The organism is Microbacterium sp. 1262 (genome assembly GCF_040544895.1).
GTDB classification, from domain to species: domain Bacteria; phylum Actinomycetota; class Actinomycetes; order Actinomycetales; family Microbacteriaceae; genus Microbacterium; species Microbacterium plantarum.
Genome location: NZ_JBEPKU010000001.1, coordinates 2,981,951 through 3,005,044, shown reverse-complemented (window position 1 = coordinate 3,005,044; position 23,094 = coordinate 2,981,951). Strand labels below are relative to the sequence as shown.

At 72.2% G+C, this 23,094-nt stretch carries 23 protein-coding genes; 11 read left to right on the top strand and 12 right to left on the bottom strand.

The annotated features are described in order from the left end of the window. Positions 1-50: 50 nt before the first annotated feature. Positions 51-1,724, bottom strand: coding sequence for an ABC transporter substrate-binding protein (locus ABIC53_RS14380; protein WP_112617772.1), 1,674 nt, complete (start codon positions 1,722-1,724; stop codon positions 51-53). A 173-nt stretch (positions 1,725-1,897) separates the two neighbouring features. On the opposite strand from ABIC53_RS14380, the gene ABIC53_RS14375 reads away from it, so the two are divergent. The 3 genes from ABIC53_RS14375 (at position 1,898) to ABIC53_RS14365 (ending at position 3,900) form a co-directional block, all read left to right on the top strand. After that, positions 1,898-2,761, top strand: coding sequence for a spermidine synthase (locus ABIC53_RS14375; protein ID WP_114588825.1), 864 nt, complete (start codon positions 1,898-1,900; stop codon positions 2,759-2,761). A gap of 79 nt (positions 2,762-2,840) precedes the next feature. Further along, entirely contained in the window at positions 2,841-3,368 is a 528-nt protein-coding gene (locus tag ABIC53_RS14370) for a hypothetical protein (protein ID WP_112617925.1), read from the top strand. 43 nt (positions 3,369-3,411) lie between these two features. Then, the gene (locus ABIC53_RS14365; protein WP_112617770.1) at positions 3,412-3,900 is read left to right on the top strand and encodes a SprT-like domain-containing protein; all 489 of its coding nucleotides are present in this window, start codon (positions 3,412-3,414) and stop codon (positions 3,898-3,900) included. An 89-nt stretch (positions 3,901-3,989) separates the two neighbouring features. Here ABIC53_RS14365 and ABIC53_RS14360 read toward each other — a convergent pair whose 3' ends face one another. After that, positions 3,990-4,637, bottom strand: a complete 648-nt coding sequence (locus ABIC53_RS14360; protein ID WP_282501566.1) for a 2-phosphosulfolactate phosphatase — start codon at positions 4,635-4,637, stop codon at positions 3,990-3,992. Positions 4,638-4,669: 32 nt separating this feature from the next. Between ABIC53_RS14360 and ABIC53_RS14355 the strand changes: the two genes are divergently transcribed. Both ABIC53_RS14355 and ABIC53_RS14350 read left to right on the top strand, forming a co-directional pair. Further along, positions 4,670-5,200, top strand: a complete 531-nt coding sequence (locus ABIC53_RS14355) for a hypothetical protein (RefSeq protein WP_112617768.1) — start codon at positions 4,670-4,672, stop codon at positions 5,198-5,200. A 7-nt stretch (positions 5,201-5,207) separates the two neighbouring features. Then, entirely contained in the window at positions 5,208-5,762 is a 555-nt protein-coding gene (locus ABIC53_RS14350) for a GNAT family N-acetyltransferase (protein WP_282501567.1), read from the top strand. A 34-nt stretch (positions 5,763-5,796) separates the two neighbouring features. On the opposite strand, the gene ABIC53_RS14345 is transcribed toward ABIC53_RS14350, so the two are convergent. The 5 genes from ABIC53_RS14345 to ABIC53_RS14325 all read right to left on the bottom strand — a co-directional run bounded on the left by ABIC53_RS14345 (position 5,797) and on the right by ABIC53_RS14325 (position 11,049). Further along, a complete protein-coding gene (locus ABIC53_RS14345; protein WP_112617767.1) occupies positions 5,797-7,287 on the bottom strand; it encodes an ABC transporter permease in 1,491 nt (496 codons plus the stop codon). Then, positions 7,284-8,045, bottom strand: coding sequence for an ABC transporter ATP-binding protein (locus ABIC53_RS14340; protein ID WP_114588824.1), 762 nt, complete (start codon positions 8,043-8,045; stop codon positions 7,284-7,286). Before ABIC53_RS14340 ends, ABIC53_RS14345 begins: the two co-directional genes overlap by 4 nt. Before the next feature lie 95 nt (positions 8,046-8,140). Then, positions 8,141-8,797, bottom strand: a complete 657-nt coding sequence (locus ABIC53_RS14335) for a response regulator (RefSeq protein WP_112617765.1) — start codon at positions 8,795-8,797, stop codon at positions 8,141-8,143. Then, the gene (locus ABIC53_RS14330; protein ID WP_274179238.1) at positions 8,794-9,990 is read right to left on the bottom strand and encodes a histidine kinase; all 1,197 of its coding nucleotides are present in this window, start codon (positions 9,988-9,990) and stop codon (positions 8,794-8,796) included. Before ABIC53_RS14330 ends, ABIC53_RS14335 begins: the two co-directional genes overlap by 4 nt. 72 nt (positions 9,991-10,062) lie before the next feature. Then, positions 10,063-11,049 (bottom strand): diacylglycerol/lipid kinase family protein, encoded by a 987-nt coding sequence (locus tag ABIC53_RS14325; RefSeq protein ID WP_274179239.1) that lies wholly within the window; start codon positions 11,047-11,049, stop codon positions 10,063-10,065. Positions 11,050-11,239: 190 nt separating this feature from the next. Here ABIC53_RS14325 and soxR point away from each other — a divergent pair, with 190 nt between their 5' ends. Then, on the top strand, positions 11,240-11,722 hold the full coding sequence (gene soxR / locus ABIC53_RS14320) for a redox-sensitive transcriptional activator SoxR (RefSeq protein WP_114588822.1): 483 nt from the start codon (positions 11,240-11,242) through the stop codon (positions 11,720-11,722). Here the strand turns inward: soxR and ABIC53_RS14315 are convergent. After that, the gene (locus ABIC53_RS14315; RefSeq protein WP_282501568.1) at positions 11,717-12,589 is read right to left on the bottom strand and encodes a transketolase family protein; all 873 of its coding nucleotides are present in this window, start codon (positions 12,587-12,589) and stop codon (positions 11,717-11,719) included. The two genes, soxR and ABIC53_RS14315, sit on opposite strands and share 6 nt — an antisense overlap. Then, positions 12,589-13,272, bottom strand: coding sequence for a thiamine pyrophosphate-binding protein (locus ABIC53_RS14310; protein ID WP_354451979.1), 684 nt, complete (start codon positions 13,270-13,272; stop codon positions 12,589-12,591). The genes ABIC53_RS14315 and ABIC53_RS14310 overlap by 1 nt, the downstream gene beginning before the upstream one ends. A 248-nt stretch (positions 13,273-13,520) precedes the next feature. Between ABIC53_RS14310 and ABIC53_RS14305 the strand changes: the two genes are divergently transcribed. Both ABIC53_RS14305 and ABIC53_RS14300 read left to right on the top strand, forming a co-directional pair. Continuing rightward, the gene (locus ABIC53_RS14305; protein ID WP_354451977.1) at positions 13,521-15,008 is read left to right on the top strand and encodes a DUF6421 family protein; all 1,488 of its coding nucleotides are present in this window, start codon (positions 13,521-13,523) and stop codon (positions 15,006-15,008) included. Between the two features lie 47 nt (positions 15,009-15,055). Then, entirely contained in the window at positions 15,056-16,123 is a 1,068-nt protein-coding gene (locus ABIC53_RS14300; protein ID WP_354451975.1) for a threonine aldolase family protein, read from the top strand. 81 nt (positions 16,124-16,204) lie between these two features. On the opposite strand, the gene ABIC53_RS14295 is transcribed toward ABIC53_RS14300, so the two are convergent. Beyond that, positions 16,205-16,660: a VOC family protein gene (locus ABIC53_RS14295; RefSeq protein ID WP_354451973.1), complete on the bottom strand. Its 456-nt coding sequence runs from the start codon at positions 16,658-16,660 to the stop codon at positions 16,205-16,207. A gap of 100 nt (positions 16,661-16,760) precedes the next feature. On the opposite strand from ABIC53_RS14295, the gene ABIC53_RS14290 reads away from it, so the two are divergent. Continuing rightward, positions 16,761-17,735 carry a helix-turn-helix transcriptional regulator gene (locus tag ABIC53_RS14290; RefSeq protein WP_354451971.1) on the top strand — a complete coding sequence of 325 codons (975 nt, stop codon included), beginning with the start codon at positions 16,761-16,763 and terminating at the stop codon, positions 17,733-17,735. 23 nt (positions 17,736-17,758) lie between these two features. Here the strand turns inward: ABIC53_RS14290 and ABIC53_RS14285 are convergent, their stop codons facing one another. Together ABIC53_RS14285 and ABIC53_RS14280 are read right to left on the bottom strand one after the other, a co-directional pair. Then, positions 17,759-19,678 (bottom strand): M3 family metallopeptidase, encoded by a 1,920-nt coding sequence (locus tag ABIC53_RS14285; protein ID WP_282501573.1) that lies wholly within the window; start codon positions 19,676-19,678, stop codon positions 17,759-17,761. 26 nt (positions 19,679-19,704) lie between these two features. After that, a complete protein-coding gene (locus ABIC53_RS14280; protein WP_269268189.1) occupies positions 19,705-20,316 on the bottom strand; it encodes an NUDIX hydrolase family protein in 612 nt (203 codons plus the stop codon). Between the two features lie 57 nt (positions 20,317-20,373). On the opposite strand from ABIC53_RS14280, the gene ABIC53_RS14275 reads away from it, so the two are divergent. Continuing rightward, the gene (locus tag ABIC53_RS14275; protein WP_282501574.1) at positions 20,374-21,027 is read left to right on the top strand and encodes an alpha/beta hydrolase; all 654 of its coding nucleotides are present in this window, start codon (positions 20,374-20,376) and stop codon (positions 21,025-21,027) included. 216 nt (positions 21,028-21,243) lie between these two features. Then, positions 21,244-22,914, top strand: coding sequence for an ABC-F family ATP-binding cassette domain-containing protein (locus tag ABIC53_RS14270; protein WP_354451968.1), 1,671 nt, complete (start codon positions 21,244-21,246; stop codon positions 22,912-22,914). Positions 22,915-23,094 lie beyond the last annotated feature (180 nt).

Below are 23,094 nucleotides of genomic sequence, written 5' to 3'. Positions count from 1 at the left end.
GGCTCGCGCCCGAGGCGGTGGCCCGCCCCGCGAGGATCAGCGGGTCGTCGTCACTCGGTCAGGACGATGTCCGTGAACACCTCGTCGTTGACCGGGCTGGCCGGGTAGCTCTCGACGCGCGGGTCGAACGCGAGCGTCGGGGCGGGGTGGGCCAGCGGGACGCCCGGGATGAACTGGGCGACCTGCTCGTTGATCTGCTCGTAGAGCGCGGTCTGCTCCTCGAGGTTCGGCACGCCGCGTGCGGAGTTGAGCGCCGCGAACAGCTCGGGGTTGTCGAAGCCCCACTCGGCCGAGGGCGCACCGAAGAACACGCCGACGAAGTTGTCGGTGTCGTTGTAGTCGCCCGTCCAGCCCAGCAGGTGGATGCCGTGGTCGGGGGTGCCGGTGATCTTGTCGAGGTAGTCGGGGCTCCAGGCGTCCGTCTGCGGCGTCAGCTGCACGCCGACGTCGGTCAGCTGCGTTGAGATGACCGTCGCGATCTGCTCGGGGTCCGGCATGTAGGGGCGCGAGACGTTGACCGGGTAGTTGAAGGTCAGCGTCAGCGGGTTGGCCTCGGTGTAGCCGGCCTCGGCGAGGAGCGACTTGGCCTTCTCGGGGTCGTAGTCGTAGGTGGTGACGTCGGGGTTGTAGCCGTTGACGGTGTCGGGCATGAACTGCGTCGCGACCTCGGTGCCCTCGGGGAGCACCTGCGAGATCAGGGCCTCCTTGTCGATCGCGTGCGACAGGGCCTCACGGACGCGCACGTCCTGCAGCTCGGGCTGCGCCTGGTTGAAGGCGAGGTAGAGGATCGTGAACGGCGGGCGCGAGACCATCGTGAAGCCGGCCTCTTCGAGCGCGGCGGTGTCGGCGGGGCCGACGAGGTCGTAGCCGTCGATCGATCCGGCCTCGAGGGCCTGGCGGCGGGCGGTGGGGTCGTCGATGACGCGGAAGATGATCTTGTTCACCTGGCCCGACTCACCCCAGTAGTCGTCGTAGGCCGAGAGCGTGAGCTCCTCGCCCGGCGACCACTCGTCGAACTTGTACGGACCGGTGCCCGTCGGGTGCCCGGCGCCGTACTCCGAGAGCGAGGGGGCCTCTTCGGTGCCGCCGATCTCGTCGGCGCCGTACTCCTCGAGCGCCGTGGGGCTCTGCATGGCGAAGGCGGGCAGCGACAGCGCCGGGATGAAACCGGCGAAGGGCTGCTTCAGCTGGATGGTGGCCTCGAGGTCGGAATCGGCGCTGCACGACTCGAAGACGGCGGTGTCGGGGGTCTCGACGTAGCCGCGGAAGAGCTTGCCGTAGTAGTACGAGAGCGCCTCGCTCGCCGCCAGGCCCGTCCAGTTGTACCAGCGGTCGAAGTTGGCGCACACCGCTTCGGCGTTGAAGGGCGTGCCGTCGTGGAAGGTCACGCCCTCCTTCAGCTGGAAGGTGTGCGTCAGCCCGTCGTCGGACGACTCCCAGCTCTCGGCCAGCAGCGGCGCGGGGTCGGCCGTGCCGGGCTCGGTGCCGACGAGGCCTTCGAAGATCTGGCGGGAGACGCGGAAGGTCTCGCCGTCCTGCGCGAACGCCGGGTCGAGGCTGGCGGGGTCGGCGGAGGCGGCGAAGACGAAGGTGCCGTCGACGTCGGTCGCGGCATCCGTCTCGCCGCCACCTCCGCGCTGGCTGGTGCACGCCGAGAGGGCGAGGGCGCCGATGGCGACCGCCGCCAGTCCCGCGAGCGCGCGCTTGCGAGGAGTGGAGAGCATGGGGGTGTCCCTTTCTGAGGTCCGGAGCGGGCCCACCGCGGCGCACTCCGAGGTAATTGGGTCCGAACCTATACGGGCAGGAGGGTCGAAGTCATTACATCGATGTCTCGATCGTGTTTCGACTGCGCAGACCGGCTCGCGCGCATGCCGACCCGTGCCGATAGCGTTGAGGAATGGCACGAGCGCGCGTCGAGGAGTCCGGTCCGCAGGCACGCTTGTCCGACGGCACGATCGCGCGCATCGTGACGTCATCATTCACGTCCGGCTTCGAGCTCGACGTCGACGGGACCCCCCAGTCGCACGTCGACCTCGACGATCCGACGCACCTGCACTTCGAGTACATCGCCCGGATGGCGGCCGTCATCGACCGCCTGCGGATGCCGGGACAGCCGCTCACCGCCGTCCATCTGGGCGCCGGCGCGCTGACCCTCCCCCGGTACATCGCCCACACGCGGCCGGGATCGCGTCAGCAGGTGATCGAACTCGAGCAGCCCCTCGTCGACCTCGTGCGCGAGGCGCTTCCCCTCCCCCGGGGCGCGCAGGTGCGCGTACGCATCGGCGATGCCCGCGCCGTCGCCGAGAAGCTCCCCCCGGGCCTCACCGGCGCCGCCGACCTCGTCGTCTCCGACGTGTTCGCGGGCGCGCAGACGCCCGCTCACCTGACGACGGTGGAGTACTACCGCTCGCTCGCGCGGCTGCTCGCCCCGACAGGCGTGCTCCTGGTCAACGTCGCCGACGGCGCCGGCCTCGCGTTCGCCCGCCGACAGGTCGCCACCGTCCGCGAGGTGCTCCCTGAGGTGCTGCTGCTCGCCGAGGTGCAGCTGCTGAAGGGACGGCGATTCGGGAACATCGTGATCGCGGCATCGGCCTCGCCCCTGCCGTCGGAGTGGCTGCCGCGCCTGATGGCCGCCGGACCGTTCCCGGCCAAGGTCGCGCAGGGCGCCGAGATCGACGAGTTCGCCCGCGGGGCGCGGGTCGCGACCGATGCCGACGCGACCCCGTCGCCGAAGCCGTCGGCATCCGTGTTCGAACGCTGACCGGCGCGGCGGGCGGGTGCTTGCACCGCTTTGGACGAGACTGGGATCCACCGTTCTCGAATCGCGGAGGTGGATGACGGTGGGCTACATCCTCGGGTACGACCCGGACACGCTGCGGGAGATCGTCGACCCGGATCAGTGCGCAGAGCGCCTCGCCGAGATCGGCGAGCAGCGCAGCCTGCCCGCGCTTCTGGAGCGCGTCTGGCTGCTGAAGGTGCTCGACCGGCTCGATGAGGCACTCGTCGTCGCGGAGCAGGCAGTGCGGGTGGCCCGCATGGCCGGAACCCGCAAGGATCTGCTGCGCGCCCGGGTGCTGCACGCGACGATCCTGCAGAACCGCGGTGCCTTCGCCGCGGCGATCCAGGAGCTGACGACGTGCGCGGAAGAGGCGGAGGGCCAGAACTGGCCGCTGCTCGCCGCGTTCGCGTACCAGCACCGCGGCAAGGTGTCGTACGACGCCGAGGAGTACTCCGACGCCCGCACCGATTTCAAGCGTGCGCTCTTCCTCCGCCAGGAGGGCGGCGCTCCCGAGGATCAGCTCGAGTCGACCCTGCTCGCCGTCGATGCCGCCGAGCGGCGCCGTTCGCGTTCGATCGTCGCCAGCTGAGCGCTGCGTCCCGCTGTCTCACCCCGCGCGTAGCGTCGACCGTATGAGTGATCTCGATCGGGTCCGGGTCTGGGCCGAGGCGCTGATCTCAGCGCACCTCGACGACTCGTGGACGTTCCGGTTCGACAACGCCAAGCGCCGCGCGGGCCAGTGCGACTACACGCGCCGGTGCATCAGCGTCTCGCGATACCTCGCGGCGCGGTTCGACGACGACGAGAACCACCAGACCCTGTTGCACGAAGTCGCCCATGCGATCGCCGGACCGGCCGCCGGCCACGGTCGCGACTGGCTGCGCACGGCCCGCGAGCTCGGGTACGTCGGCGGCACGACCCATCGCGGCGAGACGGCCGTCGAGCTGGCGCCCTGGGTCGGCCACTGCCCTGCCGGCCACGTGGCCTACCGTCACCGGCGCCCGACCCGCGCCGCGTCGTGCCGGATGTGCGCGTCGTCGTACGACGAGCGCTTCCTCTTCCGGTGGGTGCGCCGCGAGATCTCCTCGGCCGACCGTCGCGCCGCCGCGACCCCGCGCTGACCCGCTGCACCAACTCCTCAATCTCGGCCGCCGAGCCGTCGGATCCGGCCGCTGCGGGCTCGAACCTCGCGGATTCTGAGGAGTTGGCGTCAGGCGGCGGTGAAGACGCCGCCGCGGAGGAGCGGGGCGACCTCGTCGACGCCGATCTGCGCGGCGGCGAGCGCGTCGTCGCGCAGCCCGCGCTCGAGCAGCTCTTGCCCCGAGCCGCTCGCCGTCAGCAGGTGACGCACCGCGCCGCCCAACCCGCGGAACGACTCGCACGCCGCAGCCGCCTCGGGTGAGGTGTGGTCGATCCCGAGCCGCGAGAGCGCGTCGACGACGGCACCCGCGCCGAGCAGATCCTCCACCGCGAACCGGAGCTCCGTCTCGCCCTCCGGGCCGGCGAGCTCACCGGCCGCGATCACCGCGATGCTCGTACGGGCTCCGCGCCGCTGCTGCTCCGCGAGCACGGCGGCGGCCACGGCGTCGGCGTTGCGCAGGCAGCCGAGCAGAACCACCGAGTCGGATGCCGCGCCGGCGATGGCCGCACCGTTGCGCGAGACCGCAAGCGCGGCCTCATCCAGCGCGACGGTATCCCCCGCGGCCACCCGGGCGGAGACGGTCGACGAGAAGCGCAGCACATCGACCACGACGACGACATCGGCGGGCGCCACCCGGCGAAGGCCGGCGACCCCCCAGTCGAAACGAACCTGATACCGGGACTGGTCGAACGGCGAGGATGCGGCGGGCGACGGCATCCGATCAGCCTACGACGGGGCAGACTGGGCTCATGCGCATCCTCCAGAAGCTCGTGCTCGACTGCGACGCCGACGCCGCCTGGCGTGCCCTGCACTCCCCCCGCGCACTCGCGGAGCTCTACGCACCGCTCATGGGGCTCGCGCCTCTCGCCGCCGAGGGCATGCCGACCTCGCTCGAGCCGGGCGCCGACGTACCGGTGCAGCTGTCGGCTCTCGGCGTGCCGGTCGGCCGGCAGCTGATCCATGTGTCGGACCGCGCGGTCGAAGAGCGGCGGCCCGGCGCGACGGACGCGTCGACGGTGCGGATCCTGCGCGACAGCGGCATCCCGCTGACCGGGCCCCTCTCGGTGCTCGACGTCTGGGACCACCAGATGGCGGTGTCGCCCGCACCCGGCGACCCCACCCGCACGCTCTGGCGCGAGCGCCTGGTCATCGGAGGCCTCGCCGCGCCGGCGCTGTGGCCGATGCTCTGGGCGACGTGGCAGTGGCGGTCGACGCGCCTGCGGCAGGTTGCGCCGACCTGGGCCTACGACCCTGAAGACGATTCCGCGCCCGCATCGTGACCGCGTCGTGACCGCGGTCGCCGTGCGGCGGGCGGTGCCCGCAGACGCCGCGGCGATCGCGCGCGTGCACGTCCGCGGCTGGCATGAGGCCTACACCGGACGGATGCCGCAGAGCATCCTCGACCGGCTCGATCTCGACCGTCTCACGCGCGTGCGGCGCGAGCTGCTCGGGCACGAGCAGCGTCTCGACGAGCGGGAGTCGTCGGGTGCCGCGAGGCCGAACCACACCGAGCGCACGCACGACCTCGGCCGGACGTGGGTCGCGGTGACGGGCGGGTCGATCGTGGGCTTCGCGGTCAGCGGGTCGTCCCGCGACGACCCTCCCGTCGCGCCTGTCGAGCTGTACGCGATCTACGTGCTCGCCGCCCATCACGGCACCGGCGCGGGGCAGGCGCTGCTGGACGCCGCGCTCGGCGACGAGTCCGCGTCGCTGTGGGTCCTCGCCGACAACCCGCGCGCCCGCGCGTTCTACGCCCGGAACGGGTTCCGCCCCGACGGCGCCGAGAAGGACGACACCAGCTGGGGCGAGAGCATCAGCGAGGTCCGGCTCGTCCGCGAATGAGGGACGAGCCGGACCGGCCGACGACGCAGCCGCGTCACTCGGCGAGCGCCTCCACCGGCGAGACCCGGGTCGCGAGGCGGGTCGGGACGACGGCGGCGACGAGCGTCAGCACGGCGGTGGCGACGACGACCCCGGCGACGGTGAGCCACGGGATGCCCGGCAGCACGAAGGTCGGGGCGAGCCACAGCGGCGGAACCCGCACCGAGCCCAGCAGTGACTGCGCGGCCGCCCAGCCGTAGGCGATGCCGAGGAGCAGGCCGAACACGACCGAGGTGATCGTGATGTGCGCCGCCTCGAACAGGACCATCGAGCGGATCTGACGTCCGGTCAGGCCGAGCGCGCGCAGCAACCCGAGCTCGCGGGTGCGCTGCACGACGCCGATCGTGAGCAGGTTGACGAGGCCGACGGCCGCGATCACGGCAGAGACCCCGACGAGCGCCATCATGACCGCGCTGAACGTGTCGAGCAGACGGGCCATGTCGCCCGACACCTCGCCGCCGCCCGACGCCGCCATGACGCCCTTGACCGACTCGCTGGCGACGGCGAACATCGTGACGAGCGTGACGCCCATGACGACGCCGATCGCCATGCGGCTCGACCGCTCGGGATAGCGCAGCGCGTTCTCGGCCGCGAGCCGGGCCGAGGCCGAGCGGCCGAAGAGCCGGCCCGTCAGGCGGAGCAGCGGCGGCATGACGAGCGTGGCGCCGAGGCTCAGCCCGGTGAACGAGGCGAGCCCGCCGAAGAACGCGACGACCACGCCGAGGGGGGTGACGAAGCCGGCGAGGATGCCGAGCGCGAGCAGCACCGCCCCGACGCCGAACAGCGACACCGCGGTGACGCGACGACGCGTGCGCCCGGCAGCCTCCTCGGCCGTGCGCGGCGCGGATCCTGCCAGCGCGGCGAGCGGCGTGACCTCGAGCACGCGACGCGACCCCGACCACGCGGCGATCCACGTCGTCAGCGCCACGATGAGAGCCGGCGCCAGCAGCACGGGCTGCACGACGTTGTAGTCGACGTTCAGGCCCCACGCTCGCGCGGCGATCTCCTGGAGGCCCAGAGCGCCCGCGGTTCCGCCGACGAGCCCGATCACGGCGCCGATCGCGCCGACGACGAGGCCCTGCCGCGCGATGTGCGACCGCTGCGATCGCGCCGACGCGCCGATGAGGCGCATCAAGGCGATCTGGCGGGTGCGCCCCGCCACGATCGTGGCGAAGGTGTTGGCCGTCACGATCGCGGCGACGTACATCGCGACGGCGACCAGCAGCACGCTGAGGATCGCGACGACGATCACGACGGTCTCACCGCCCGAGAGGAAGGGATCGGCCATGAGCCACGCGCCGATCAGTCCCGTCACCGCGACCAGCAGCACGCCGAACCCGCCCGAGATCGCCGCGACGAGCACTGAGGCGCCCATCCCCCGCTCGCGCAACCACGCCCAGCGCCCGGACGCCGCGGCGGACGGGCCCGACCCGGGTCGTGTGCGCGCCGATGAGGATGCCGCGGACGGCGCCGTCACGGCGGTCATGCCGACACCTCTGCGGCGAGCATGTGGGCCGAGATCTGCTCGGCGCTCTGGCGGGGCTTGTCGGCGACGATGCGGCCGTCGCCGAGGAAGATCACCCGGTCGGCGTGCGAGGCGGCCACGGGGTCGTGGGTGACCATCGCAATGGACTGACCGTGCTCGCGGCTCGCGGTGGCGAGGAGGGCGAGCACCTCGCGCCCCGATCGCGAATCGAGGTTCCCCGTCGGCTCGTCGGCGAAGACGAGGTCGGGCGCCGTCGCGAGAGCGCGGGCGATCGCGACGCGCTGCTGCTGGCCGCCCGACAGCTCGTGCGGACGGTGCCGCAGCCGCGCCCCGAGGCCGAGCGAGTCGACCAGTCCGTCGATGCGCGAACGTTCGAGCGCCGAGGGCGACCGCCCGTCGAGCTCGAACGGGAGGGTGATGTTGCCGATGACATCGAGGGTGGGAACGAGGTTGAACGACTGGAAGACGAAGCCGACGCGGCGGCGCCGCAGGATCGTGAGGTCGAGGTCCGACAGACCCGAGATCTCGGTGTCGCCGATCCACGCGCGACCCGAGGTCGGCGCGTCGAGCCCGGCCATGATGTGCATGAGGGTCGACTTCCCCGAGCCCGAGGGGCCCATGATGGCGGTGAACTCGCCACGACGGATGCCGACCGAGACGCCGTCGAGGGCGCGTACGCCCGATTCGCCGGCTCCGTAGGTCTTGGAGAGGTTCTGGACCCGGGCGGCGAGGCCGAGGTCGGTGGTCGAGATCTGCATGTCTCCGACGCTACGAACCGGGCCGGGCACCCGGCATCGGTCCCTCGTCGCGGGCCTGTACATCTCGCGGATGATCCCTCATCCGCAGCGCGACGTCAGGCGAGCCCGTGCTCGAAGGCGAAGACGACAAGCTGCACGCGATCCCGCAGGGCGAGCTTGGCGAGGATGCGGCTGATGTGGGTCTTCACCGTGGCTTCCGAGAGGAACTCCCGCTGGGCGATCTCGGCGTTCGAGAGGCCGCGCGCGGCCAGACCGAAGATCTCGCGCTCGCGATCGGTCAGCTCCGCGAACGCAGGCGGCACGGGCTTCTGCTCGGGGGCCGCGAACGTCGCGAACAGCTCGCGCGTCGCGGAAGCCGCGATGACCGACGAGCCGGAGTGCACCGTGCGGATCGCGGCGAGGAGGAACTCGGGGTCGGCATCCTTCAGCAGGAAGCCGCTCGCTCCCTGCCGGATCGCCCGCGCCGCTGCCTCGTCGAGGTCGAAGGTCGTCAGCATCACGATGCGCGGCGGAGCGCCGTCGAAGACCGGGTCGTCGAGCAGCTGCGCCGTGGCGGTGAGCCCGTCCATGACCGGCATCCGGATGTCCATCAGGACGACGTCGGGGCGCGTCGCCCGCACGACGCCGATGGCCTCGGCGCCGTCGGACGCCTCGCCGACGACCTCGAGGTCGGGCTGCGAGGCGACGACCATGCGGATGCCGGCGCGGAAGAGCGCCTGGTCGTCGACGAGGACGACCCGGATGGCGCTCACGCGGGGCCGCCGATGGGCAGACTCGCCGCGACGACGAACGCGCCGCCCGTCGGGCCCACCTCGATGCTGCCGCCGATCAGCTGGGCGCGCTCGCGCATGCCGATGAGACCGTGTCCGCCCGTGCGCACCGGGCCGGTGGACTCGTTCACCGGCGAGAGCGGATTGCTCACACGCACCTCCACGCGATCGGGCAGCCAGGACAGGGACACGTCCACGGTACCGCCCGCGCCGTGGCGCATCGCGTTCGTCAGGGCCTCCTGCAGGATGCGGTACACCGCGATCTGCACGGCCGCGGGCGGCTCGCCCGGAGGGGCGGGGTCGACGTCGACGCGCAGGTCGAGACCGGCGGCGCGCACCTGCGCGTACAGCACCTCGAGGTCCGCGACGGTCGGCTGCGGCCCCTCGCCCTCGCTGTGGCGGAGCTGGGTGAGCAGCATCCGCACGTCGGCGAGGGCGGAGCGCGCCGTCGACGAGATCGTCTTCAGCGATTCCGCCGCGGCCGTGGGGTCGGCCGCGGCGGCGTAGCGTGCGCCGTCCGCCTGAGCGATGACGACCGCGAGCGAATGGGCGACGACGTCGTGCATGTCTCGCGCGATGCGATTGCGTTCGAACTCGGCCGTCGCCCGCTCCTCGGCCTTCCGCTGCGCCTCGGCGTTGTCGCGCGCGCGCAGACCGACGCGGACCAGAGCGCCCACGGTCCACGCCAGGAGCAAGCCGAACACCGCCGCGACGAACAGCATCGTGCCCATGACGAGGAAGTACATCAACTCGCCCCCCGACACGGCGATGGAGTATCTCGCCGAGGGGATGAGCAGGTACACGGTGATGGCCAGGGCGCCCCCGATCGAGGAGGCGAACCCGAGCCAGAAGACCCGGTTCGTGCCGTACGCCGCACACGTGTAGAGCACCGCGAAGATGGCGATGTCGACCGGCAGCGGTGGCAGCTGCGCCAGCATCTGGAGGACCGCGCCCACCCAGGCCAGCGCGAGCGCGATCGGCGGCGAGAGCCGGCGCAGCGCGACCGCGGCACCGAACGGGACGACCAGGAGCATCGCGACGAGCGAGGAGAGCGGATCGTCGGGGATGCCCGTGCCGACGACGGCGACCCAGGTCACGAGCAGCATGATCGCCGCGAAGGCGACCGCTACGGCGACGTCGACGTACAGCTGGTAGCGGCGGAGCGGACGGAGCACGCTATGACGGTACGCGAGCGCCACAGGCGCGGCATCCCTCTCGCGATGTATCCGGCGGCGAGCGCGACGAGCTCAGCGCGCGTAGACGCGCAGGCCGTCCGGGATCGCGCGGAGCCGCAGCCGGTAGTCGCCGGTGGGAGTCTCGGCCAGCTCGCCGTCGTGCGCGAGCACCGGCGTCGCCTCGCCGGGCCGGACGGTCAGCTCGATCTCGGAGACGACGGCTCGCTCGAGGTCGGATGCCGGCGGCATGAGCCGCAGCGCGCGCATCACCGCGAGCGTGCGCCGGCCGAAGGCCAAGGAGGTCACCGCCCGCAGCCGCGTGCCGCGGGCATGGTGGAGACGGACGTCGAGCTCAGGCTCGTCGAGGCTCGCTCGACGCATCATCGCGATGCGGCGGGGGTCTCCCCGTCCGATACCCGCGAATACCGACCAGACGACGGCCCGGCGGCCGTCGCGCACGATCGTGATGCGGTGGGCTCCGTGCATCTCGCGCCACGCCGCGATCGCGCCACCCCACCATTTGCCGAGGCTCGTGCGCTTCTCGCGCTCGGCGAGCATCTCGGGATAGGCGCCGAGCGACACGGCATTGAGCACGGTCACGGGATCGCCGTCGTCGATGACCGCCTCGGCGACGACGACGCTGCGCACCGAGCCCGCGTCGTACGCATCGAGCGCCGCCTCGACGGTGTCCACGCCGGCGGCCCGCGCGAAGTGGTTGAAGGTGCCGCCCGGCAGCACGAGCAGCGTCAGGTCGTGACGACGCGCGAGGTGCGCGGCACGCGAGACCGAGCCGTCACCACCGAGCACCGCGAGCACCGTCGGCGCATCGGCGGCCGACATGGCCGACGCGACGATGTCGTCCATCGACGACTCGCCCAGGCTCTCGATCCGCGCCTCGGACAGCCGCCGCCGGATCTCGGGCAGCGGATCGGGCCGGACCACCGACGTGCCCGCTCGGGAGTTCGTGATCACCAGCACGCCGCGCCCGTCGGAGGTGGAGGCGTCTGCTGCGGGCGCGCCGGCTGCGGATTCGGATTCGGCGTGGCGATCAGTGGGCATGGAGTGACGCTAACGCCGCGGAGGCAGCGACGGCGACGGCTTGACAGTCCCGCCCGACCCCGACGGTCAGGGCTGACCGCGATACAACCGTCGGACCCGCGGTGCTGATGAGGCGTGCGAGACGGCCCGAGGCCACAGCAGCCCCACCGACCCGACGGATGTATCGGTGCGTCGTAGAGTCGCAGGCGTGATGCGGTCCAACGATCTCCTGACCATCGGTGAGGTGAGCGCGCGCACCGGTGTGTCCGTCTCCGCGCTGCACTTCTACGAGCGGCACGGACTCATCACGTCGACCCGTTCTGCGGGTAATCAGCGGCGGTTCAGTCGCCACATGCTGCGCCGCATCTCGCTCATCCTCGTGGCCAAGCGACTCGGCATCCCGCTCGCCGAGGTCGCCGAGGCTTTCGCGTCGCTGCCCGCAGAGGCCGAGCCCAGCAGCGAGGACTGGAAGCGGGTCTCGCGGGCGTGGAAGGTGCGTCTCGAGGAACGGCGCGCGGCGATCGAATCGCTCGAGCGCGAACTCGTGGGATGCATCGGCTGCGGCTGCCTCTCGATGCGGTCGTGCGACCTGCTCAACCCCGGCGACGCGCTCGGCGCCGAGGGCAGCGGACCGCGCCGCGTCGCGCCCGCGCTCCGGCACGCGCTCGACGACGACGCAGCCGCTCCGTCATGAGAGCAGGTCGAGGCGTCGCCTGATCCCCGGCGCGTCGAGGCCGTGCAGCCGCGCATGGTCGGCCGGGGTGCCGTATCGGCGCTGTTCACCGACGCCGACCCCGATGTGCTCGACGAGGATGCCGCTGCCGCCGAGCGCCGCACCGACCGCGGCGGCGGTCGTCCCCTCGAGGAAGGGTTCGAGCACGGCCACCCGGTCGAAGGTGGAGCTCAGCGCGCGCAAACCGTCGCGATCGAGCGGCACGGGCGTCGCGGTGTATGCGACCGCGAACCCGTCGCCCGCCGTCGCCTCGAGCGCCGTGTCGAGGAGCGGGCCGATGGCCAGGACCAGCGTGCCCGCGCCCTCGCGCACGAGGTGGATGCGTCCGTCCGTCGGGAATGCCGCCCGGTTCGCCTGCGTCGAGAGCCGGATGTACTGGCGGTCGTCGGTCGTCGCCGCATCCCGGACGAGCGCCTCGACCTCATCCGGGTGCCCCGGCGCGTGCAGCCGCCATCCGGGCAGGGTGCTCAACAGGGCGATGTCGCCGGGGCACTGGTGCGTGCGCCCCGCGGCGGCCGCGTCATAGCTCGCGCCGATCGATACGAGCACCGCCCCGAGATCCTGGTGCGACAGGTCGAGCTTGATCTGCTCGAAGGGCCGCTCGACGAGGAACGGCGCGTAAGTGTGGACGAAAGGACGCAGTCCGGCGAGCGCGAGACCGGCGGCGACCCCGATCATCGCCTGCTCGCGGATCCCGACGTTGACGACACGGTCGGCGGCCGGGGTTCCCGCGGCCAGATCGAGCGGGCCGATGTCGGCGAGCACGAGTGTCGCGCGGTCGTCGGTGGCCAACAGATCTGACATGACGGTGGAGAAGCGGGCGCGCATCAGGATCCCTTCGCAGCGGTACGGACGACGGTGACACGGGGCGCCGCGCCGCGCGTCTCGAGAGCTGCGGCGAGCGCAGCGTGATCGTGCGAGTCGGCCTCGGCGGCATCCCATCCCTCCAGCGCGAACCGGCGTGCGATCCCGCCGGGCCATCCGAGCGACGCGGAGGAGTTGTCGATGACGATGGCGTGCAGCCGGGCGAGGGCGAGGCGGCCTGCGACGGCGATCGCCTCGTGGTTGCTGCCCTCGTCGAGCTCGGCGTCGCCGATCAGGACGAACACGCGGCCGGGAGCGCCGGTGATGTCGAGGCCGCGGGCGAGGCCCACGGCGATCGGTAGCCCGTGTCCCAGCGACCCGGACGGGATCTCGACGGCCGGGATGAGCACACGGTCGGGGTGGTGGCCGAGGGGCGAATCGACGCCCGCGAGATCGTCGAGCCAGCCGTCGGGCATCAGGCCGCGCGTGGCCAGCACGGCGTAGTACGAGGCGGGGCCGTGCCCCTTCGACAGCAGAAAGCGGTCACCGCCCTCGGGGCGGAGTACGCGGTCGTGCAGCACCCACAGCGCATCGAGGGTCGAATGCGCGGCGGCACTGTGCTTCTCGTCGCCGGTCACCCGCGCGAGGCGGTCGAGCAGAGCGGCCGGCAGCCGTTCGGTGAAGGAGTCGGGTTCAGTCATGGTCATGGTTCGAACGGTAAAACCTCAAGCTCAGTTGAGGTCAAGCTCGCGGTGACCGATGCATTCGTCGGACGGCTGCGGCTGCTGTCGCGTCGCGGCGCCGCCGAGACGACACCAGCCCCACCCGCCCGACGGGTGTATCGGCACGGTGCACCGCCACTACCGTCGCCGAAAACCCGGCGCCCGGTTAGGCTGACGCCAACCTGACCACCGCTCCCGCGCGGGAGCCGTACCTCGTAGATCGGAGGTTCCCCATGTCCATCGCTCAGACGCACCCCACCCCCGGTGCCACCAAGACGATCATCGGCGAGCCCGAGGTCGTCGAGGACGGCGGCGCGGTCGACGCCCTGAGCATCGCGCTCGCCGACGGCGTCGAGCACGACCCCGCCTGGATCTCGCTGCGCGACGCCGCGACGGCCCTGCAGCAGCTGCAGGCCGCCGACGGCTCGGTGCCCGATCCCGGGGACCATGAGACGGCGCGGCGCCACGTCGCGGCGATCACCGCCGCGATCGGCCGCCTCGCGCCGCGGTTCCCGCACGACGCGGACTATCTCACCACGTCGATCCGGGACTTCGAACGATGGGCGCGGTCCGATCATCCGGACGACGCGACGTCGGCGGAGGGGGCATTCGGCGTGCCCGATTTCCTCGACTCGCTCGCGGCGTTCCAGCCGCAGCTCCACCGCGTCGACGGCATCCGCCACCTCGTCGTCTTCCCGATGTACACGCAGAACGGCTCGCGCGACCGGCACGTCGAGGCGCTGCTCGTCGAGGCGATCTGGCCGGAGGAGATCGCGCGCCTCGAGACGATGTATCCGAATCGGCTCTTCGTCTCGCTGCGACTGCTCGACTTCACGGCCGGCTACGACACCGACTCGGCCGTGCTGTTCCCCGAGACCGTCGCGATGCGCGAGATTCCGCCGTTCACGTGGGGGGCGATCTTCCAGGACCGCGAGGCAGCCCGCTACCGCCGGGTCGTGCGTGCCGCATCCGAGATCACGAAGCTCGACCTCCCCGCCGAGGCGGCGGAGATGCTCGACGACCAGGCACTCACCGAGCGGGCGTTCGTGATGTGGGACCTCATCCACGACCGCACGCACATGCGCGGCGATCTGCCGTTCGATCCGTTCATGATCAAGCAGCGGATGCCGTTCTTCCTGTACTCCCTCGAAGAGCTGCGGTGCGATCTGACGGCGTTCCGCGAGTGCGTCGCGCTCGACCGGCGGCTGAGCACCGAGGCGGATCTCGACCCCGTCGACGCCGAGCTGCTACGTCTTTCGCGACTCGTGCAGTATGCCGTGATCTTCGACCGGATCTTCCGGTTCGCGATCACCGGCACGCGCGTGCGCAACTACGACGGACTCGGCGGCCAGCTGCTGTTCGCGTGGCTGCACCGCCGGGGCGTGCTGCACTGGACCGACACCGCGCTCGCCTTCGAATGGGGCGAGGTGCCGGATGCCGTGGTCGCCCTCGGCGACGCGATCGACCGCCTGTACTGGGAATCGATCGACCGCCCGAAGACCGCGCACTGGCTGGCGGCGTACGACCTCGTGCGCTCCGTGCTCGAACCCCACCCGGCGTCGGTCTGGGCGCGAGGCCTCCCCGACGAGGTGCTCGCGGGCGCGCCGAAGGGTTACACCGATGCGGTGCTGGACGACGAGTTCCCGCTGTCGATGTTCTACGAGGCGCTCGAGAAGAAGATGCGCGACGTCATCGCGTCCACGCGCGGCATCCGCGGCTGACCCGCACACGGGCCCGAAGCCGCGCCCGAGGCTGAAAGGATGAGGTCATGACCTCCCTGCACGACACCTCGGTGCGCGGCTTCGCGTCCGACAACTACTCCGGCATCCACCCGGAGGTCCTCGCGGCGATCACCGCCGCCAACGACGGCCACCAGACCGCCTACGGCTCGGACGTGTACACCGCCCGGCTGCAGGAACTCGTCGGCGAGCACTTCGGCGCGGGCGCCGAGGCCTTTCCGGTCTTCAACGGCACGGGCGCCAACGTCACGGCGCTGCAGTCGATGCTGCCGCGCTGGGGCGCGGTGATCGCCGCGTCGACCGCGCACATCAACGTCGACGAGGGCGGCGCTCCCGAGCGGGTCGGCGGGATCAAGATCCTCAACGTCCCCACCGACGACGGCAAGCTCACGCCCGACCTCATCGACCGCGAGGCCTGGGGCTGGGGCGACGAGCACCGCGCGCAGCCGCTCGTCGTGTCGATCACCCAGTCGACCGAGCTCGGCACGCTCTACACGCCCGACGAGCTGCGCACGATCGCCGACCACGTGCACGAGCGCGGGATGCGGCTGCACATGGACGGCGCGCGCATCGCCAACGCCGCCGCTGCCCTCGGCCTGCCGCTGCGCGCCATCACGCGCGATGTCGGTGTCGACGTGCTGAGCTTCGGCGGCACGAAGAACGGCGCGATGCTCGGCGAGGCGATCGTCGTGCTCGACCCCGCGGCATCCGAGGGGCTCACCTACCTGCGCAAGCTCAACATGCAGCTGTCGTCGAAGATGCGCTTCGTCTCGGCCCAGCTCGTCGCGCTGCTCGAGAACGACCTGTGGCGCCGCAACGCCGAGCACGCGAACGGGATGGCGCAGCGCCTGCGCTCGGCGGTCGAGGCGGGCATCGCCGACGGCTCGGTGCGGGGCGTGGAGTTCACGCAGCCGACGCAGGCCAACGGTGTCTTCGCGGTGCTGCCCGAGGGCGTCGCCGACCGGCTGCGCGAGTCGTTCCGTTTCTACGATTGGGATGAGGCACGCCGCGAGGTGCGGTGGATGTGCTCGTTCGACACCTCGGCATCCGACGTCGACGCGTTCGTCGCCGAGCTCGCGCGCCTGACGACCGACTGACCACCTCCCGCGTCGGCGGGCATCCACGCGACGCACGACAAGAGCCGCGGCGGGGTCGAACCGGCCGCGGCTCTCGTGCGCTCAGGCGGCGGTGACGCTGAAGCTCCACGTGACGCCGAACCGGTCGGTGAGCATGCCGAAGCCCGCGCTCCACGCCGACGCGGCGAGGGGCTCGACGATGACGGCATCGGCGGCGAGCGTGTCCCACGGGCCGCGGAGCTCGTCGAGGCTTTCGGAACCGACCGAGACGAAGAACGCCTGATCGGTGATGGTGGCGTTGTCCTGACGGCGCGTCGCACCGCCGCCGGCGATCGATCCCTCTGTGCTTCCCGGGATGTCGTACGCCATCACACGGAAGCCGGTGCTCCCGGCGACGAGTCCGAAGACGACGGCATCCGCGCCGGGGAGGTCTGCGGGCATGCCGACCTCGGCGTACGTCGTGATCGAGACGTGTCCGTCGAAGGCGGCGCCGTAGAACTCGAGTGCCCGACGGGCGTCGCCGCGGAAGTTGAGGTGAGGGGTGGTGTGGATGGTCATCGCTGCTCCTGAGGAAAGGGCCGGCCCGATCGGCTCGACGCCCTCACCCTGACAGCCCTTCCGGTCAGTTTCTGTCCGCAAGGGCGGATACGGTGGGGCGATGACGACGACCTTCCGGCTGCTGACCCTGCTGTCGCTGCTGCAGGCCCGCCGCGACTGGCCGGGCGGAGTGCTCGCCTCGCGGCTGGGGGTGAGCGATCGCACGGTGCGACGTGACGTCGAGCGACTGCGCGAGATGGGATACCGCATCCAGGCGACGACCGGCCTCGACGGCGGGTACCGGCTCGAGGCCGGCAGCGAGCTGCCGCCCCTCCTGTTCGACGAGGACCAGACCGTCGCGGTGACCCTCGCCCTGCGAACCGCTCCCGCCCTGGGCGCGGGCATCGGAGAGGCCGCGGCACGCGCGCTCGCCACGATCCGGCAGGTCATGCCCTCGCGACTCCGGCATCGCCTCGACGCCCTGGCTCCGACCGTCGTGGGCCGCCCGGGGGATGCCGCCGCCGCGGACGTCTCGCTCGAGGTTCTGTCGACGCTGGCGAACGCGATCCGCGACGGTGTCACGGTGCGGTTCGACTACGGCGAGGCGGGCGATGCGGATGCCGTGGGGTCCGCGCCGACCCGACGCGCGGAGCCGCATCATCTCGTGGCGTCGGGCGGCCGCTGGTATCTCGTCGCGTGGGACCTCGACCGCGACGACTGGCGCCTGTACCGGGCGGACCGGGTCCGTCCGCGGCTTCCGGCCGGCGCCCCGTTCACGCGCCGCGGCGTGCCCGGCGGCGACGTCGACGCGTTCGTGTCGGCACGCTTCCGCGGGTCGGACTCGGCCGCATGGCCCTGTCGCGGCTCCGTCGTGCTGCACCTGCCGGCATCCGCGGTCGCGCCGTTCGCGGGCGATGGCACGGTCACCGCGCTCGACGACGGGCACTGTCGGCTCGAAGCCGGGTCGTGGTCATGGACCGCGCTCGCGGCCTCGTTCGGGCGGTTCGACGCCGAGCTCGAGGTCGTCGGTCCGCCCGAGCTCGCCGACGCGTTCGCGTTCCTCGCCGCGCGCTACGCCCGCGCTGTCACCACCTGACGGATCACCGGGGAGGCCGCCGCTCAGGCGCCAGCGAGCCAGGCCCGGTAGGCGTCGAACGAATACGGGCGGCCGAGGAAGTCGGCGACGAGGTCGGCCGCGTCGCGGCTGCCACCCGGCTCGAGGATGCGCTCGCGGTAGCGGGTCGCAACGGCCGGGTCCATGAGCTCGTCGCCGAACGCCGAGAGCAGGTCGCGGGCGATGACGAGGCTCCACTGATACGTGTAGTAGCAGGCGCCGTATCCGGTGAGGTGGCCGAAGCCCGCGTACGTGTGCCCGTTCGGCAGCGGGTGCACCGGCGACGACGCGCGGTACCAGCCCTCGACGGCCGCCTGCAGGTCGCTCGGCCGCTCGACGTGCAGGCCGTACGAGACGTTGGCGTGCCCGAGCTGGCGGGTCACCTCGAGGGCGCGACCGAAAGCGTCGGCCACCCGCATCCGCTCGACGAGGTCGGCCGGGATCGGCTCGCCGTCGGCGTTGCGCGCGAACGTCGCCAGCACGCCGGCATCCCACGCCCACTCCTCGAGCAGCTGGCTCGGCGCCTCGACGAAGTCCCACTCCGTCTCGATGCCGCTGAAGTCGGCCCAGACGGCGTCGGCGCCGCCGAGGATGCCGTGGACGAGGTGCCCGAACTCGTGGAAGAACGTCACGACCTGGTCGTGCTCGAGGAGTCCCCGCGAGAAGTTGCAGAGCAGTACGCCCTCGGGAAGCGAGCGGCCCGCGATGCCGGGCGCGAGGTTGAAGCACGCGGCGTGGTTGTACTTTCCCTCGCGCGGGTGAAGATCGAGGTGGATCCGACCGAGCCGGCGCTCGCCGCGGACGACGTCGTAGCTGCGGACGTCGTCGTGCCAGGCACCCGCGTCGACGGGGACGTAGGCGACGTCGAGCAGTCGCGCCGTGACATCGAGCACGCCCGCCAGGACGTTGTCGAACGCGAAGTAGGCGCGCACTGCCTGCGCGTCGACTGCGTAGTCCTCGCGCTTCAGCGCGCTGAGGAGGTACCAGAGGTCGGCCGCGGTGACCGCCTCGGCATCCGGCTCGTCGACGCGCAGCCGCGCGAGCAGCCGGTCGTACTCAGCGGCGGCGGCCTCGCGCGTCGCCGCGTCGATGTCGTCGAGGAACGACCGGATCGCCGCGCTCGAGCCGATCATGCGCGTTTCGGTCTCGTAGTCGGCCCAGTCGCCGTAGCCCAGCAGCTCCGCGCGCTCGGCGCGCACGGCGAGCAGTTCGGCGAGCACGGGGTCGTTGTCGGGCCAGGCGAGGTCGTTGTAGACCGACAGCAGTGCCGTGCGCGTCGACCGGCGCACCGCGAACTCGCGCACCGGCATGAGGTCGGTGTACTCGGTCGTGAGCGTGATGAGGCCCTCGTCGTCGACCGGGTGAGCGTCGATGAAGTCCTGCGGCAGCCCCTCCAGCGCGTCGGCGGGGAGCTTCAGCTCGCGCCGGCCGTCGCGGATGTTGCGCGAGAAGGTCAGCGAGAGCTCGGTGTCACGCTCGGCCAGCGCCCGCAGCCGTTCGCGTGTCGCCTCGTCGCGGTCGACGCCGCCGCGGCGGAAGTCGCGCTGGATGTGAGCGAGCAGGCGGCGGGCGGCGGCATCCAGCCCGTCGGTCGCGAGGCCGTCGAAGACGGCGAAGAGAGCGGGGTCGAGCGCCCGCTCGGAAAGCAGGGCGTCGATGGCCTGCACCCGGGCCTCGGCGGCAACGCGGACGTCGGCATCGGGGTGCGACTCGCTCAGCAGGGATGCCTCGGACGCCGCCTCGGCGATCGCGATCGACGCCTCGTTCCACAGCTGCAGACGGGCCAGGGGCGACAGCTCACGCCCCGCGATCAGCTGCGAGTCGACCTCGCGGACGCGGGCGATGCGGGCGTCCGGGCGCTCGGCGGCGAACGCGAGCCACCCGGCGGTGTCGGCGGGGAAGGCGAGGGGCTTCGGATCGGTCATGACCCGAGCCTACGCAGGAGCGGGCCTCAGCGAAGAGCACCCACCGAGGCGAGCGCGAGGCGGATGAGCGTGCCGCGGCCACCCTCCATCTCGGCGGCGAGGGCGTCGGATGCCGCTTCCACGGGGTCGAGCCATGTGACCTCGAGAGCATCCTGACGGGGCTCGCACGTGCCCGTGACCGGCACGACGAAGGCGAGCGACACGGCGTGCTGGCGGTCGTCGTGGAAGGGGCTGACCCCGGGGATCGGGAAGTACTCGGCGACCGTGAAGGGCGTGGGCGACGCGGGCAGGAGCGGGAAGGCCATGGGCCCGAGGTCGTTCTCGACGTGCCGGAACAGTGCGTCGCGGATCGTCTCGCCGTAGCGCACGCGGCCCGAGACGATCGTGCGCGTCATCTCCCCGACCGGCGTGGCACGGAGCAGGATGCCGACCTGGGTGACGGCCCCGAGCCCGTCGGTGCGCACCGGCACCGCCTCGACGTAGAGCATCGGCAGCCGGCGGCGCGCTTCGGTGAGCTCCACATCGCTGAGCCAGGCCGGGTTCGTGGCTCCGCCGCCCGGGGCTCCGCGCAGCGGGTCGGCCGGGAGCGACGACTCGCCGCGCTCGTCGGGATCGGGATCGGGGGTGCGCACGGCCATGCCTCATGTATACCAATGACCCCCGGCGGTGTCGGATGAGGCTGGCAGGATGGTCGCATGTCGCCCGATCCGGTCCTCGATCCTGCGGCCGTGCGCTGGTCGGCCGCTCCCGCCGACCGCGGTCGCCGCCCGTTACTGGTGATGGTGCACGGCTACGGCTCGGATGAGAACGATCTGTTCGCCCTCGCGCCGCACCTGCCGGCCGAGTACGTCGTGGCTGCGGTCCGCGCCCCGCTCACCCCGCGCTTCCCCACGCCGGGGTGGTCGTGGTACCCGATCGAGGGCCTGAACGGTCGCGATCCGCACGCGGCGACGGCATCCGCCCGCGCGCTGACGGCGTGGATCGACGCGGAGCGGGGCGATGCGGCATCCGTCGGGCTGCTTGGCTTCTCGCAGGGCGGGGTCATAGCGATCGAGGCGCTTCGCCTGCGCCCGGACGACTACGCGTTCGCCGTCACCCTGTCGGGCTACGCCAATCCTGGCGATCTCGACACCGACGCCGAGCTCGCCGAACGCCGCCCGCCCGTGTTCTGGGGTCGCGGGGCGCTCGACGACGTCATCCCGCCCGCACTCGTCGCACACACGGCGCAGTGGCTGCCCGGCCGGGTCGACCTGAGCGGCCGCGTCTACCCCGATCTCGGACACGCCGTCTCGGCGGAGGAACTGCGCGACGTCGCGACGTTCCTGCACAAGCAGCTCCCGTCGGCGTAGACTTCCCGGGCCCCTGTCCCGAGTGTGAGGAACGACCGTTGATCGGTTTCGACGCGACCGCGCTGTGATCCCGCGCTGATCCGTCGACCCTTCGGGCGTCCGACCTGGCCAGCGCATTCTCCGATTTCCGCGCTGGCCGCCGGACCGTTCCACCCCCGGTCGGGGTGTCCTCGGTGTCGGTCGTGCCCGCGCCCGACGACATCCGAGGAGGCAATCATGCCCCATCCCGCTCCCGCGGTCGTCCTCGACCGCATCACCCTCATCCACCCCGACGGCACTCCCGCCGTGCGGAACACCTCCGGAACCTTCGACACCGGGCGAACCGGCCTCGTCGGCCGCAACGGCTCGGGCAAGACCACGCTGCTGCGGCTGATCGCGGGCGAGCTCGCGCCGACCTCCGGCTCGGTCACCACGTCCGGACGGGTCGAGCTGCTGCCGCAGCGCTTGACCCTCGACATCGGGCGGCGCGTCGCCGACCTGCTCGGCGTCGCTCCCGTCGTCGACGCCGTGCGCGCCGTCGAGTCGGGAGACGTCCACCCGCGCCACTTCGAGACGATCGGCGACGACTGGGATGCCGAGGCACGAGCGGTCGCCGCGCTGACCGCGGCCGGTCTGCCGCCGGGAGCGCTCGACCGCCGCGTCGGAGAGCTCTCCGGCGGTGAGGCGGTTCTCGCGGCACTCGTCGGCGTGAGACTGCGCGGAGCCGAGATCGCGCTGCTCGACGAGCCGACCAACAACCTCGACCGCGACGCGCGCGAGCGGGTCGGCGAGCTCGTGCGAGCGTGGCGGGGTGCGCTCATCGTCGTCAGCCACGACACCGCGCTGCTCGAGCTGATGGACGACACCGCCGAGCTCTACGGCGGGGCGCTCGATACGTTCGGCGGGCCGTACTCCGAGTGGCGAGCCTGGCGCGACGACGAGCAGGCGGCGGCGCGCGCCGCGGAGACCGCCGCGGCGGCGGCCCTCCGGCGCGAGCGGCGCGACCGGGCCGAGACCGAGACGAAGCTCGCGCGGCGTGCCGCGATGGGAGCGAAGGCGCAGCGCGAGAAACGCGTGCCCGGGATCGTCGCCGGCAACCGCGCGTCGGCCGCGCAGGTGTCGGCGGGTCGCGCGCGCGGCGAGGCATCCGATCGGGAAGCCTCGGCTCGGGCGGCCCTCGATGCGGCAGGGCGGCGGGTCCGCGACGACGACGCCGTGCGGATCGACCTGCCCGATCCCGGCGTCGCGGCGAGCCGGCGCCTCGCGACGATCGGCGACGGCGAACGCTCGTGGGTCGTGCAAGGGCCCGAGCGTGTCGCGCTCGTCGGGCCGAACGGCGCGGGGAAGACGACGCTGCTCGAGGTGCTGGTGCGGTCGGCGGACGCTAACTCCTCAGAATCAGGTGCTGCGGCATCCGATCGTCGCTCGGGCGGCCCCGGCGCGCCCGATCTGAGGAGTTATGGCACGGCGGTCGCGCATACCGACCGCGTCGGCTACCTGTCGCAGCGGGTCGACGGGCTGCGGGACGAGGCGACGGTGCTCGACAGCGTGCGCGCGGCCGCGCCCGCCGCCACCGACGTCGAGCTGCGGAACCGGCTCGCGCGATTCGTGCTGCGCGGCGACACCGTGCTGCGCCCGGTCGCGGCACTGTCGGGCGGGGAGCGGTTCCGGCTGGCCCTGGCCTGCGAGCTGCTGGCCGATCCCCCGCCGCAGCTGCTCGTGCTCGACGAGCCGACGAACAACCTCGACCTCGACACGGTCGAGCAGCTCGTGCAGGCTCTCGCCGCCTACCGCGGTGCCGTGCTGGTGGTCAGCCACGACGATGGCTTCCTCGCCCGCCTCGCGCCCACCCTGATGCTCGAGCTGCGCGACGGCCGGCTGAGCGAGGTCCCGCCGGCTGGCCCGTGAACCGAGGTCCCCGTTGGGCCGGTGTCACCGTCGAGGTCCCAGTTGGGCCGGGGATCTGCGCCCGATTCCCGGCTCAAGTGGGACCTCGCGGGGTAGCGCGCGGGCAGCGGGGCACGGCGGGACCTGGCACGGCGGATGCCGCGGGCGCAAGGCCGCGCCGATGTCGGAGGTCCGCGCGAA